Source organism: Halomonas sp. KM-1 (assembly GCF_000246875.1).
In the GTDB taxonomy this organism is placed as follows: domain Bacteria; phylum Pseudomonadota; class Gammaproteobacteria; order Pseudomonadales; family Halomonadaceae; genus Halomonas; species Halomonas aerodenitrificans.
Window position 1 is genome coordinate 36,565 of record NZ_BAEU01000150.1, and the last position, 13,076, is coordinate 49,640.

Here is a 13,076-nt window from a genome sequence, read left to right on the forward strand (position 1 = left end):
TCCCTATCAGGTGGGGGCGTCGAGCCTTGCAAGCGCGGCGTCGAGGCCATACGTCGTCAGGCAGCGGTAGGCCGCTACCACCGCCCCCGTAAAGCCGGCGTGTTCGGCCAGCGCCGGTGGCACCACGGCGTCGAGCTCGAGAAAGGCCAGCACCAACGCTTCGACATCCTCGTCGTGGGCTTCGTGCAGCAGCCTGAAGGTGCCCGCCATGGGGTCGTCGACGGCATGGGCATTACCGTGCAGGTCGCTTCCGGCGGTATAGCGGATCCACGCCGCCAAACCGAGCGCGGTGCACGGTACCTCATCCCCCATTTCGAGCCGCGCCAGGGCGCCGTGCAGCCAGCGCTGGGGCAGCTTTTGCGAGCCGTCCATGGCGATCTGCTGCAGGCGATGACGCAGACTGTCGTTGGCGAAGCGCGCCAGCAAGGAGTCCGCGTAGCCCACCAGGTCGGTGCCCTCGGGCATCGCCAGGGTCGGCTCCGCCTCGCACAGCATGTAGCGACGCAGCAACGCCACCAGGTCGTCGCGGCTCACCGCATCGAACACTGTCTCGATGTCATCCAGCGCGCCCAGGTAGGCAAGCAGCGAGTGGCTGCCGTTGAGCATACGCAGCTTCATGGTCTCGAACGGCGCCACATCGGCGACCATCTCCACGCCCTCGGCCTCCCAGGCCGGTCGGCCGAGGGGGAAATCATCCTCCACCACCCATTGAGTGAACGCCTCGCCCACCACGGCGTTGGGGTCCTCGACGCCCAGCTCGGCCAGGCGAACGAAATCGGCCGCGGTCATGGCCGGCACGATGCGGTCGACCATGCTGCAGGGAAACGCCACCTCGCGCCCGATCCAGGCGGCAAGCTCAGCGTCGCGACAGGCGGCGAGCTGCACCACCGCCGCCCGTGTGCGCTTGCCGTTGTTCGGCATATTGTCGCAGCACAGCACCGTGAACGGCGGGACGCCCGCGCTGCGCCGCCGGGCCAGGGCCTCGACCAGAATGCCCGGCGCGGTGCGCGGTGCCTGGGGTTGATCGATATCGTGAGCGATCAGCGGATCATCACGCAGCAGGCTGCCCTCGGCGGGGCTCAGGAAGTAGCCCTTCTCGGTCACCGTGAGAGTGACGATACGCGTCTCGGGCGAGGCCATGCGCGCCAGCAGCGACGCGAGATCGCGCCCCCACTCCCCCGCCAGGTCCCGGCCGGTGAACAGAGCCTGCTCGACCACGCCGATCTCGCGCAGGGTAACGGTATCGCGGTCGGCATATTCGGCCACGTGGTAGCGGCAGCCAGCGTCGCACAGGGCATCCACCAGCGCCACGCCGCCGCGCAGGTTGGCGCTGCAAACACCCCAGGCATCGTCGCCGCTGCGCTGCCGATAGCGCTCCAGGTAGACCGCCTGGTGGGCACGGTGGAAAGCCCCCAGCCCCAGGTGGACGATGCCGATGCGCCCGGTAGGCGCGGCGGCGGCGATACGTTTAACGTCGTTCATCTTGTCCCCATCAACAGGTCGGGAAGCCACAGCGAGATGGCCGGCACGTAGGCCACCAATAGCAGTACCAGAATATTGCAGACCAGGAACGGCAGGATGGCGCGAGCCACGGTGAGCATCTGCAGCTTGCCGATGCCCGAGACCACGAACAGGCACACCCCCACCGGCGGCGTGGTCAGGCCGATCATCAGGTTGAGCACCGCCATCACCGCGAAGTGCACCGGGTCCATGCCGATTCCGGTGGCCACACCCAGCAGCGCCGGGAACAGGATGATCAGCGCAGCGATGGTCTCCATGAAGGCGCCGACGAACAGCAGGATCAGGTTGAGAATCAGGATCACCACGATGGGGTTGTCGCTGATCGCCATGATCAGGGCGGCGATGGTCTGGGGGATCTGCTGGCTGGTGAGGATCCAGCCGAACAGGTTGGCCAGGCCCACCAGCAGCAGCAGCGCCGACGAGGTCAGCACGGTGTCGGTGAGAATCGCCGGCAGCTTGCGCCAGGTCAGCCCTTTGTAGACGTACATGCCCACCACCAGCGCATAGAGGCTGGCGACGATGGAAGCCTCGGTGGGAGTGAAGAAGCCACCGATGATGCCGTAGAGGATGATCACCGTCATCAGCAGCGCCCAGAAGGCGGTACGCCCCTCACGCAGCAGCTCGCGCAGGGTGGCACGGCGCCCTTTGGGGTAGCCGCGCTTCACCGCCAGCAGATAGACGGTGATCATCATCGCCATGCCCAGCAGCAGGCCGGGCACGGCCCCGGCCAGGAACATGCGCCCCACCGAGATGCCCGCCAGCGAGCCGACGATGATCATCGGCACGCTGGGCGGGATGATCGGGCCGATGGTCGACGAGGCGGCGGTAACGGCGGCAGCAAAGGGCTTGTCGTAACCGGAGCGTGCCATACCGGGGATCATCACCGAGCCGATGCTGGCGGCATCGGCCACCGCGGTGCCCGAGATGCCGCCGAAGATCATCGAGCCGCCCACGTTGGCCAGGCCGAGGCCACCGCGGATGTGGCCGACCACAGCGTTGGAGAAGCGTACGATGTGCTCGGTGATGTTGCCCACGTTCATCAGGTTGCCGGCCAGCACGAAGCCGGGAATGCACAGCAGCACGAAGGTATCGATACCCGAGTACATGCGCTGCGGCACGATGGTCAGCGAGATGCCTTCCAGCAGCAGGTAGGCAAGCGACGAGATGCCCAGCGCGAAGGCGATGGGCAGGCCTAGCACCAGCAGCACCAGGAACACGCCGAACAGCACCATCACTTCCATGACGCGCCCTCCCGGTCACCCTCGGTGGATGGCCGCCACGCCGCCAGCAGGCCTTCGCAGAAGCCAATGACGCTGTAGAACAGCACCAGGGCGAACAGCACCACGGTGGAGAAGAAAATATAGAGCATGGGCACCCTCAGGGTGGGCGAGGTCTGCCAGGCGCCGTTCTGAGCGAACTGCCACGCCGCAGGCAGCACCATCAGGGCGAAGCCGCCGATCAACAGGCAGATCAGTGCCTGATAGGCGGCTCGCGCGCGCAGCCCCAGCAGGTGATGGAAGAGCTCGACGTTGACGTGCCGGTGACGGCGTATCGCCACCCCGGCCGCCAGCGCCACCATGTAGATGAAGAGATAGCGCGATAGCTCCTCGGTCCAGGACAGGGCGAACGGCAGAAACAGCCGGCCCGAGATCTGCAACAGCACGGTCGCGGCAATCCCGATCAGCACCAGATTGGCGAGCAGCATGAACAGACGGTCCATCCAGCCGATGACACGACCCAAAAGCCCCTGAAAACCGGGCACGGCGGACAGCGCCTCGAGACTGGCCACGACCTCCTGGCCGTCACGCGCCGCTTCGTCCTCGGCACGCTGTGGGGAAATATCCATAGGCGCTCCTCGCTGGGGGTTCGCCAAATCGGAAGGAATGGGCGGGCCTGGCCCGCCCGGTCGGTCGGTTCACAGGTTCTGGATGGCGTCGAACAGCTCACGCTGCTCGTCATTGAGGGCCGCTTCCACCGCCGGTCGTGCCTTCTCGGCGAAGGCTTCGATGTCGACCTCGACGAACTCCATGCCGCGCTCCTGCAGGGCCTGCTCCAGGCGCTGCTGATCCTCCTCGAACAGCTCGGCCTGATACTCCTGCATCTCGCGTGCCGCCTCGCGCACGATCTGCTGCAGCTCCTCCGGCATGCTCTCGAGCCGGTTGCGGCCGATCACCACGTAGATCCAGCTGCGCACGTGGCCGGTCAGGTTCACGTAGTCCTGCACCTCATTGAAGCTGGCGCTCTCGATCAGGCTGAGCGGGTTCTCCTGAGCCTGGATGGTGTTCTGCTGCAGGGCGGTGAACACCTCGCTGAAGGCCATCGGCGTGGGGCGCGCACCCAGCGCCTCCCAGGTGCTGACGAACAGCGGCACGTTGGGCACCCGCAGGCGAATGCCGTCGAGATCATCGGGATGGCGAATCGGTCGGTTGGAGGTCAGTTCCCGCGGGCCGCGCTCGAACCAGGCCAGCGGCACCAGGTTGGCGCGCTCGGCGATCTGCGCCTCGATCTGCTCGCCGATCTCGCTCTCCACCGCCTGGCGCAGATGCTCGGCGTCGCGGAAGGCATAGGGCACCGCCATCATGGCCGCCTTGGGCGCCCAGTTCTGCAGGCTCTCGCCGGTGATGGTCATGTCGGCGGTGCCGAGCTGGATACTGTTGATGACGTCCATCTCGTTGCCGAGCTGCTCGTTGGGATAGAGCAGCACCTCGATACGGCCGTCGGAGTTCTCCTCGACCAGCTCCTTGAAGCGTTCGGCGGCCTGATGCCAGATGTTCTGCTCATTGGCCAGGTGACCGAAGCGTAGCGTGACCTCGGCAGCCATAAGGGATTGGCTGCCGATGAGAGCCGCCCCGAGGACGGCGCCGGTGACGAGTCGTTTGAACATGGCGTAGCTCCTTCTTCTTACTGGTTGTTGTTGATGTGTTGTTGCTGCTGTTATGGGGCATCGCAACATGGCGATGCCGCTGTCGCCTCGAGCTGGCTCAGGCACCGGTATCGGCACCGATACCGATCAGCACCTTGCGAGCCCTTTCGGGATGGTGATCGAGCATGTGGATGGCACCGGGCATGTCGTCGAAGGGCAGGCGATGACTGACCAGCGCCAGCGGATCGAGACGCCCCGAGGCCATGCGCTCGAGCACCTCCGGAAACTTGCGGTTGTTGAGCCGCGAGCCGACCAGGCTCAGCTCCTTCTTGATCACCTCCAACTGCACCAGGTCGCTGGGGGTGGGGTTGAAGCCGAGCAGGCCGATACGCCCCGCCGGCGAGGCAATGCGCAGCATCTGCGGCAGCAGCGCCGGCACGCAGGCGGCATCGGCGATCAACGGCATGCCCTCGCCGCCGGTCAGCTCGCTCACCACGGCCTCGACGTCCTCCTTGCCGTGCCAGGTGCGCGTGGCGCCGAGCTCTCGGGCCGTGGCCAGGCGCTCCTCGATCAGGTCGATGACGGTGATGTCCTCGATGCCCAGGGCGCGAGCCATCTGCAAGATGGTCAGGCCGATCACCCCGGCACCGTAGATCAGCAGGCGGTCGCCGCGCAGCGGCTGCATCCTCTCCAGCACGTTGGCGGCGATGGAATAGGGTTCCACCAGCGCGCCGGCCTCCAGCCCCAGGCCCTCGGGCAGCAGGTGGACGTTGGCTGCCGGCACGTTGACCCACTCCTCGAAGCCGCCGTCGCGGTGCACACCGATCACCTGCAGTGCGCTGCACACGTTGGGGCGGCCGATGCGGCACGGGTAGCAGCGCCCACAGCTGACCACCGGGTCGATGCACACCCGGGCGCCGATCTCGATGCCCTCGACGCCCTCGCCCAGCGCCTCGACCGTACCGGCGAACTCGTGTCCGGTAATGCGCGGGAAGCGTACGAAGGCGTTGTCGCCATGGATGATGTGCATGTCGGAACCGCAGATCCCGGCGAAGGCCACCTTCACCAGCACTTCGCCGGCAGCGGCGCGGGGCGCCTCTGTCTCGACGACGGCATAGTCCAGCGGTGCATTGACCTGAAAGGCTTTCATCGGTGCGCTCTCCTCACCAGTGCCAAAGCGTGCCGTCTTCCAGCCGGTTGACCGGCAGGCTGGCGCGCTTGTAGGGGTACTGCTTGGCCAGGGCCTCGTCGATGTCGACGCCGTGTCCCGGCGCTTCGCCGACCAGGAAGTGACCGTCCTCGAAGCGGTAGTCGTGGGGGAAGACGGCGTCGGTCTCCAGGGTGTGGGGCATGTGCTCCTGAATGCCGAAGTTGGGCACCCAGGTGTCGAAGTGGATTGCCGCGCCCAGGCACACCGGCGACAGATCCGTCGGCCCGTGGAAGCCGGTGCGCACGTGGTAGAGCGCGGCCAGGTCGGCGATACGGCGCACGTGGGTGATGCCACCGCCGTGGGAGAGCGGCGTGCGCACGTAGTCGATCCACTGGTTCTCGAGCAGCTCGCGGTAGTCGTGGATCGAGTTGAACACCTCCCCCACCGCCAGCGGCGTGGTGGTGTGCTGGCGGATCAGGCGGAAGCTCTCTTGGTTCTCGGCCGGCACGCAGTCCTCGAGCCAGAACAGGTGGTAGGGCTCCACCGCCTTGCCCAGCCGCGCCGCCTCGATGGGGGTGAGCCGGTGATGCACGTCGTGCAGCACGTGCAGCTCCTCGCCGAAGCGCTCGCGCACCGCGGCGAACAGCTTGGGCACGTGGTTGAGGTACTTCTCGGTGCTCCACACGTGCTCGGCAGGCAAGTCGGAGTCCGCCGGCTCGTAGCGCTCGCCCTCGCGCTTGGCCACGCCGTAGATGGTCGGGATGCCGGGCACGCCGGACTGCACGCGCACGGCGCGATAGCCGAGCTTGACGTGCTTCTCCACCTCGGCCAGACAGCCTTCGATGTCGCGCCCGGTGCAGTGGGCATAGGTCATCACCCGCTCGCGGCTCTTGCCGCCGAGCAGCTGATAGAGCGGCATGCCCGCCGCCTTGGCCTTGATGTCCCACAGCGCCAGGTCCACCGCCGACACCGCCGCCATGGTCACCGGCCCCCGACGCCAGTAGGCGCCGCGATAGAGGTAGTGCCAGATGTCCTCGATGCGGCTGGCGTCGCGCCCGATCAGGGCGGGAATCACGTGCTCCTCGAGATAGGCCACCACCGCCATCTCGCGGCCGTTCAGGGTGGCATCGCCGATGCCGTAGGTGCCCGACTCGGTGACGATCTTGAGGGTGACGAAGTTGCGCCCCGGCGAGGTGACAATCACATAGGCATCGCTGATTTTCATGAAGCTTCCGTCGCAGTGAGGTGGAGGGGGAGCCCTATCTTTCGCAGAGGTAGCGCTGCACGTTGTCGTAGCACACCGCCCGCACCAGCTCGCCGATACGGTCGAGATCGTTCGGCAGCTCGCCGCGCTGGATCTGCGTGCCGAGCATCTGGCAGAAGATGCGGCGGAAGTAGTCGTGACGGGAGAACGACAAGAGGCTGCGCGAATCGGTGAGCATGCCGACGAAGTGGCGCAACAGGCCGAAGTTCATCTGGGTGACGAGCTGGCGCTCGATGCCGTCGCGCTGGTCGTTGAACCACCAGGCGGCACCGAACTGCAGCTTGCCGGGAATGCCGTCGCTGGCGAACGAGCCGACCAGGCTCGCCAGCATCTCGTTGTCGCGGGGGTTGAGGTTGTAGACCACGGTGCGCGGCAGCGCCCGGTCGCGATCCAGCGCATCGAGAATCGCCGCCAGCGGCTCGGCGTAGGTCACGTCCCCTATCGCATCGAAGCCGCTGTTGGCGCCGACCTCAGCCAGGCCGCGCTGGCTCAAGCTGCGCAGCGCGCCGAGATGGAGCTGCATCACCCAGCCGCGGCGGGCATACTCGCGCCCCAGCCACAGCAGCACTGCGGTGGTGAAGGAAGCGCTCTCGTCGCTACTCAGCGCTCTGCCCTGGCGGCGACGCTCGATCAGCCGGTCGAGTTCGGCCGTGCTCGGCGGTGCAACGAACACCGGCTTCTCCAGGCTGTGGTCGGAGAGACAGCAGCCGTGGGCGGCGAAGTGCTCGAGGCGCTGGTAGAGCGCCGCCAGCAGGTCGTCGTAGCCGCGGATAGCCACGCCACTGGCACGCTCCAGTTCGCCGAGATAGTCGACGAAGCCGGCCTGCTCGATCTTGAGCACGGTATCGGCACGGAAGGTCGGCAACATGGCGGGGGCCGCCCCGCTCTCGGCATGGCGCCGGTGCAGCGCCAGATCGTCCACCGGGTCATCGGTGGTGCAGACGGTGCGCACGTCGAAGCGCTCGAGGATGCCCTGGGCGCTCAGCTGGGGCGTGGCCAGCCTCTCGCGTGCGGTGGTCCAGACCTCCTCGGCGGTGGCCGGCGAGAGCAGCGTGTTCTCGATGCCCAGCGGATGGCGCAGCTCAAGGTGGGTCCAGTGATAGAGCGGATTGCCGAGGCAGTGCGGCACCGTTTCGGCCCAGGCCTGGAAGCGCTCGCGGTCGCTCGCCTCGCCGGTGATGCGCCGCTCGTCGATGCCGGCAATGCGCATCGCCCGCCACTTGTAATGGTCGCCCTTGAGCCACAGTTCGGTGAGGTTGTCGAACTGCACGTTGCCGGCGATCTCTTGCGGGCTCAGGTGCGAGTGGTAGTCGCAGATCGGCATGGCCGCGGCATGCTCGTGGTAGAGCCGGCGTGCCGGCTCGTTCTCGAGCAGGAAATCCGACCCCATGAAGGCGATCTTGTCGGTGAAGGCCATTGAACCCTCCATAGCTATCGCTCGCTCATGCTCAGCCCATCAGCCAGTTGGGCAGGAACAGCACGATGTCGGGGAAGAAGATGATGCCGAGCACCACCACGAACACCGCCACGGCGAAGGGCAGCAGCTCGCGGCTGTAGTCGAAGAAGGAGCAGCGCAGGATGCCGCACACGGTGTACATCGAGATGCCCACCGGTGGCGTCATGCCGCCGAAGGTCACCAGCGTCATCATCAGCAGTCCGAAGTGCACCGGATCGATGCCGGCGGCCTTGATCACCGGCACCAGGATCGGCGTGAGCAGCATCACCACCACGGTGGCCTCGAGCAGCATGCCGAGCAGCACCAGCAGCACGGCCAGGGTCAGCAGCAGCGCGGTGGGACTGGCGAAGACGCCCAGCGTCAACTCGGCGATGGTCTGCGGTACCCGCTCGAAGGAGACCACGTAGCCGATGATTCCCGAGAACATGATGATCAGCATGATCATGCCGATGTCGCGTACGCTGGCGTGCATCGCCGTGAGGATTTCGCGCAGACCCATCTCGCGATGGATCACGCAGCCCACCAGCAGCGCATAGGCCACGGCGAAGGCCCCCGCCTCGGTGGGGGTGAACAGGCCGTAGCGAATGCCTACCAGCAGCCACACCGGGAACAGCAGCGCCCAGATGCTGCTGCGCGCGGCGGCGAGCACCTCGCGCCCGCTCGGCAGCTTTTCGCGTACCGGTGCGTAGCCGCGCCGCTTGGCGACGAAGAAGGTCGTCACCATCAGCGCCACCATCAGCAAAAAGCCCGGCACCACGCCGGCGATGAACAGCCGGCCGATGGAGACCTCGCCCAGGTAGCCGTAGAGGATCAGGCCGATGCTCGGCGGAATGGTGGCGGTGATCAGCCCGCCGATGGCCAGCACCGCGCCGGAGAAACCCGGGGTGTAGCCCTCCTGGATCATGCCCTTGCCCAGCACCCGCGACTGCATCGCGGCATCGGCCACCGCCGAACCGGAGACGCCGCCCATCAGCGTGCTGAGCACGATGCTGGCCTGGGCCAGGCCGCCGCTCATCCAGCCGGCCAGCAGCGTGGAGAGCCGAATCAGCCGCGGCGTGATGCCGCTGGCGTTCATCAGGTGACCGATGAAGATGAACAGCGGCACCGCCAGCAGCGGAAACGACTGAGTCGCCGAAACGATGCGCTGCACCCCGATGTTGGTCGGCAGAAAGGTATCGGGCAGGAAGAAGTAGGTGAAGCCGGCAATGCCGATGGCGAAGGCTACGGGCATACCGATGGCCATCAGCAGCAGCCCCAGGCCCAGCAGCAGCGCGGCCGTCATGAGTGCTTCTCCACGATCTCGGTGTCCGGCGCCAGGCTCATCACGATGCCCTTGGCCGCCACGCGACGCAGTAGGGAAACGATCATCAGGCTGGCCCCTACTGGCAGCGCCAGGGTGATGTAGCCATAGCTCAGCCCGGCTACGCCCATGGGGCGCTGCCAGTTGGATAACGCCAGGGGGAAGCCATAGCGCACCAGCAGGGCCAGGAAGCTCAGCATCAGCACCAGACACAGCCCGGTGACCAAGCGCTGCAAAGGCAGCGGCAGCCTGATGGACAGGGCGTCGATGCGTACCTGGCCGCCGTGGCGCAGGGTGATGTCGGCCCCCAACACGGCGGTCCAGATGAACAGCAGTTGGGCCAGCTCGGCGCCGCCGGCGAAGGGCTGGCCGATGGCGCGCGCCGTGGAGCTCGCCAGCAGCGTGAGGGACGTCGCGCCCAGCAGCACAACGGCGAGCCAGGCCTCGAATCGGTCGTACCAGTACCACATGTCGAAGGTCCTCGGAGCCGGAGCGTCTCCGGCCGATTCCATGGAACGGCGTGCAAGTCGACCGCCCCTTGCCGCCGAGGCGACAAGGGCCGCCAGGCTCACTCTCCCGCGGTCAGTTGGTCGCGATACTGGCCGTAGCCGAGTTCGTCGTAGACGCCGCCGACACGCTCGCGGAACAGCTCGACGTCCACGGCAGTGAAGGTCACCCCTTCCGCCTCCATGCGCTCGCGCACGGCGTCCTGGGCCTCGACGGTGGCCTGACTGGCCTCCTCGCCCGCACGCTGGAGTTCCTCGTCGAGAATGGTGCGCAGCTCCTCGGGCAGCGATTGATACCACTGCTCGGAGGTGGCAATGCCGGTCATCAGGTGGATATGGCCGGTCAGCGCAATATGGGTGATCACCTCGTGCAGGTTCTGGCCCTCGGCGGCGGTGAGCTGCGCCTCGGCGCCGTCGATCGCGCCGAGCTGCAGCGCGGAGTAGACCTCCGACCAGGGCAGCGGCGTGGGCGTGGCGCCCATCGACTCGATGGTGCGCAGCCACACCGGCGAGTTGATGGTGCGCACACGCACCCCGCGCAGGTCCTCGGGCGCCTCGACCAGCTTCTTGGTCAGCATGTGGCGCGAGCCCTGGAACCAGTTGTAGTTGAGCAGGCGCAGGCCGCTGCTGTCGGCCAGCCCCTCGACCCACTCCTGGTAGAGCTCGGACGAGGTTATCCGGTCGTAGTCGGTGTGATCCTCGACCAGGTAGGGCGCACTCAGAATGCCCAACTCGGGCTGGTACTCGGAGAGCCGCCCGGCGTCGATCAGAATGGCGATGTTGGCGCCGCTGCGGATCTGCTCGACCACGTCCTCGTCGGAGCCGAGCTGGCTGTTGGGAAAGACGCGTACGGTCAGCTCGCCTTCCGAGCGCTGCGCAATCGCCTCACTGGCACTCTCCATCGCCTGCACGATGGGGTCCTGGGAGCTGAGGGCGGACGAGAGATTGAGCTGGTAGGCGGCCTGGGCGGCGTTACCGGCCAGCAGCAGTGCCAGCGCGGGAACGAGGGTCTGGATTTTCATGACGGGCTCCTGAGTCTTGTTATTACTGTGGTCTGGTCGCTTCGTTAGCTGTATTTGCCTGTCGCAGCGCTGGCCAGGGGCGCTGCCTATTCATTCCTGTTTCTACTAGTTCATGTTTCTGCCAAGAGGGCCGCAACGGCGGTCGTCTCGAACATCGTCGGGAAACGCCGCTCCAGCTCCGGCAGGGAGAGCAGGATTTCGCGCTGATGCGCGGCCATGGCCTGGGCGGCCTGCTCCGGTTGGCGTGCGGCGATGGCCGTCACCACGGCCTGGTGCTGATCGGTAAGCTTGGCGATCGGCGTCGAATCCGGGACGCTCAAGTAGCGGACCCGGTCCAGCTGCGCCTTGACGTCCTCGATCACGCGCCACGCCATGGTGTTGCCCACCTCGAGCGCCAAAGTACGGTGAAAAGCTTCATCGAGCAGGTAGAAACGGTCGTGATCGACGGGATCGATGCAGCCGCGCTGGCGCTCGATCAGCTCGTTCAGCTCCCTCAGCACCGCAGGAGCCAGGCCCTTCTCGGCGGCCTCCCGGGCGATCGCCACCTCCACCGCCTCGCGAAGGAAGCGTGCTTCCAGCACGGCCTGACGCGAGATCCGCACCACGTAGGTGCCTCTCTGGGGGCGCACTTCCACCAGCCCCGCCTCGGAGAGCCGAATGAAGGCTTCCCGCACCGGCTGGCGGCTGACGGCAAAGGCATCGGCGAGCTCCTTCTCGGACAGCGCCTGGCCGGGCTCCAGCACCATGCGGATGATCGACTGGCGCAATACCTGATAGAGCCGCTGGCGCACCGAGTCGCTCTCGCGGGTCTCCTGCCATAGCGTTTGTAGGGTCTTGTTCATGGATCTATTCCGAATCGCGTGCGAAAAGGCGCTGCCGCCAACTGACACAACTAGTATGGTAGTTAGACTAGAAAACAGAAAGGCTCGCTCGACTAGACTTTGGTCGAGTCCGGAGTTCGACGTTCGATGAGAAAACGAGGAAGCGTTACACGAGGACAGGGGCGGCCTCGCGGCCGCCCCTGTCCGTTAGTTACAGCAGCTACACCAGTTACACCCCTTGCACTGCACGTGCGGCCTCGCGCCGCCGCTTGAGCTCGTAGATGGCGGCAAACAGCACCGTCACCAGGATCAGGATCAGCCCCAGGGCGTTCACCGCCGGCGTCAAACCGGTGCGCACCTTGGAGGCGATGTAGACCGTCAGAGTAGTGTCGTAGCCCACTACGAACAGGGTGGTGTTGTAGTTCTCGAAGGATTGCAGGAAGGCGATCACCGCCGCCGAGTAGAGCGCCGGCTTGAGGTACGGCAGCAGGATGCGCCGGAACATCTGCCACTGGCTGGCACCGAGGTCCAGCGCCGCGCGTTCCATGGTGCGGTCGAAGCGCTGCAGCCGCGCGGTGACCATCAGCATCACGTAGGCGGCGATGAAGGTGGCCTGACCCAGCACGGTGAGGAAGATCCCACCACTGACGCCGAACTGACGCCAGAAGATCAGCGTGGAGATGCCGATGATCACACCGGGCGTGAGCAGCGGCGAGAGGATTAGGGCATACAGGAACGGCTTGGCACGACTGGTCACGGTATTGAGGAACAGCGCCGTGGCGATACCGATGGGCACCGCCACCACCAGCACCCCGGCGGCCACGATCAGGCTGTTGGCGAGCGCCTGCCACATGCCGCGGTCGGCAGCGAGCTCGCCGAACCAGCGCAGCGTGGTGCCGTCCCAGGGCGTCACGGTGGGGAAGCGGCTGTCATTGAAGGTGGCCGCCGCCATAATGATCAGCGGCAGGAACAGATAGATAAAGAAGATCACCACGTAGAAGCGCAGGCCGAAGGCGAGGAAGCGTTGAGAGCTCATATCTTTTTACCGGAAGCGCCGCAGAAATCGGCGAGCGAAATGAAGCGCAAGGCGCACGGAGCACAGTAACCGGAGCATATGGGGTATATGTGAGGATTACGCGCACCGCGCAACGCAGCGATTCGTTCGTGCAGGCA

12 protein-coding genes are annotated in these 13,076 nt (G+C 66.2%); all 12 read right to left on the minus strand.

Annotated elements, in window-relative coordinates:
- Positions 1 to 6: 6 nt before the first annotated feature.
- Positions 7 to 1,482 carry a mannitol dehydrogenase family protein gene (locus B8115_RS19365; RefSeq protein WP_010629508.1) on the minus strand — a complete coding sequence of 492 codons (1,476 nt, stop codon included), beginning with the start codon at positions 1,480 to 1,482 and terminating at the stop codon, positions 7 to 9.
- The gene (locus tag B8115_RS19370) at positions 1,479 to 2,762 is read right to left on the minus strand and encodes a TRAP transporter large permease (RefSeq protein WP_010629509.1); all 1,284 of its coding nucleotides are present in this window, start codon (positions 2,760 to 2,762) and stop codon (positions 1,479 to 1,481) included. The genes B8115_RS19365 and B8115_RS19370 overlap by 4 nt, the downstream gene beginning before the upstream one ends.
- Entirely contained in the window at positions 2,753 to 3,367 is a 615-nt protein-coding gene (locus B8115_RS19375; protein WP_010629510.1) for a TRAP transporter small permease, read from the minus strand. Before B8115_RS19375 ends, B8115_RS19370 begins: the two co-directional genes overlap by 10 nt.
- A 69-nt stretch (positions 3,368 to 3,436) precedes the next feature.
- Positions 3,437 to 4,405, minus strand: a complete 969-nt coding sequence (locus B8115_RS19380; protein ID WP_010629511.1) for a TRAP transporter substrate-binding protein — start codon at positions 4,403 to 4,405, stop codon at positions 3,437 to 3,439.
- Positions 4,406 to 4,502: 97 nt separating this feature from the next.
- Positions 4,503 to 5,534, minus strand: coding sequence for a zinc-binding alcohol dehydrogenase family protein (locus B8115_RS19385; RefSeq protein ID WP_010629512.1), 1,032 nt, complete (start codon positions 5,532 to 5,534; stop codon positions 4,503 to 4,505).
- Positions 5,535 to 5,547: 13 nt separating this feature from the next.
- Positions 5,548 to 6,759: a D-mannonate dehydratase ManD gene (gene manD / locus B8115_RS19390; RefSeq protein ID WP_010629513.1), complete on the minus strand. Its 1,212-nt coding sequence runs from the start codon at positions 6,757 to 6,759 to the stop codon at positions 5,548 to 5,550.
- Positions 6,760 to 6,793: 34 nt separating this feature from the next.
- Entirely contained in the window at positions 6,794 to 8,215 is a 1,422-nt protein-coding gene (gene uxaC / locus B8115_RS19395; protein ID WP_010629514.1) for a glucuronate isomerase, read from the minus strand.
- A gap of 31 nt (positions 8,216 to 8,246) precedes the next feature.
- Positions 8,247 to 9,536 (minus strand): TRAP transporter large permease, encoded by a 1,290-nt coding sequence (locus B8115_RS19400; protein WP_010629515.1) that lies wholly within the window; start codon positions 9,534 to 9,536, stop codon positions 8,247 to 8,249.
- Entirely contained in the window at positions 9,533 to 10,024 is a 492-nt protein-coding gene (locus B8115_RS19405; protein ID WP_010629516.1) for a TRAP transporter small permease, read from the minus strand. The genes B8115_RS19400 and B8115_RS19405 overlap by 4 nt, the downstream gene beginning before the upstream one ends.
- A gap of 98 nt (positions 10,025 to 10,122) precedes the next feature.
- Entirely contained in the window at positions 10,123 to 11,082 is a 960-nt protein-coding gene (locus B8115_RS19410; RefSeq protein ID WP_010629517.1) for a C4-dicarboxylate TRAP transporter substrate-binding protein, read from the minus strand.
- 110 nt (positions 11,083 to 11,192) lie between these two features.
- Positions 11,193 to 11,924: a GntR family transcriptional regulator gene (locus B8115_RS19415; RefSeq protein WP_010629518.1), complete on the minus strand. Its 732-nt coding sequence runs from the start codon at positions 11,922 to 11,924 to the stop codon at positions 11,193 to 11,195.
- A 208-nt stretch (positions 11,925 to 12,132) separates the two neighbouring features.
- Positions 12,133 to 12,939: an ABC transporter permease gene (locus B8115_RS19420; RefSeq protein ID WP_010629519.1), complete on the minus strand. Its 807-nt coding sequence runs from the start codon at positions 12,937 to 12,939 to the stop codon at positions 12,133 to 12,135.
- Positions 12,940 to 13,076: the final 137 nt, after the last annotated feature.

Coding starts and splice junctions, on each gene's coding strand:
- B8115_RS19365 (WP_010629508.1), bottom strand. CDS start 1,482: ATGAACGACGTTAAACGTATCGCCGCCGCCGCGCCTACCGGGCGCATC.
- B8115_RS19370 (WP_010629509.1), bottom strand. CDS start 2,762: ATGGAAGTGATGGTGCTGTTCGGCGTGTTCCTGGTGCTGCTGGTGCTA.
- B8115_RS19375 (WP_010629510.1), bottom strand. CDS start 3,367: ATGGATATTTCCCCACAGCGTGCCGAGGACGAAGCGGCGCGTGACGGC.
- B8115_RS19380 (WP_010629511.1), bottom strand. CDS start 4,405: ATGTTCAAACGACTCGTCACCGGCGCCGTCCTCGGGGCGGCTCTCATC.
- B8115_RS19385 (WP_010629512.1), bottom strand. CDS start 5,534: ATGAAAGCCTTTCAGGTCAATGCACCGCTGGACTATGCCGTCGTCGAG.
- manD (WP_010629513.1), bottom strand. CDS start 6,759: ATGAAAATCAGCGATGCCTATGTGATTGTCACCTCGCCGGGGCGCAAC.
- uxaC (WP_010629514.1), bottom strand. CDS start 8,215: ATGGCCTTCACCGACAAGATCGCCTTCATGGGGTCGGATTTCCTGCTC.
- B8115_RS19400 (WP_010629515.1), bottom strand. CDS start 9,536: ATGACGGCCGCGCTGCTGCTGGGCCTGGGGCTGCTGCTGATGGCCATC.
- B8115_RS19405 (WP_010629516.1), bottom strand. CDS start 10,024: ATGTGGTACTGGTACGACCGATTCGAGGCCTGGCTCGCCGTTGTGCTG.
- B8115_RS19410 (WP_010629517.1), bottom strand. CDS start 11,082: ATGAAAATCCAGACCCTCGTTCCCGCGCTGGCACTGCTGCTGGCCGGT.
- B8115_RS19415 (WP_010629518.1), bottom strand. CDS start 11,924: ATGAACAAGACCCTACAAACGCTATGGCAGGAGACCCGCGAGAGCGAC.
- B8115_RS19420 (WP_010629519.1), bottom strand. CDS start 12,939: ATGAGCTCTCAACGCTTCCTCGCCTTCGGCCTGCGCTTCTACGTGGTG.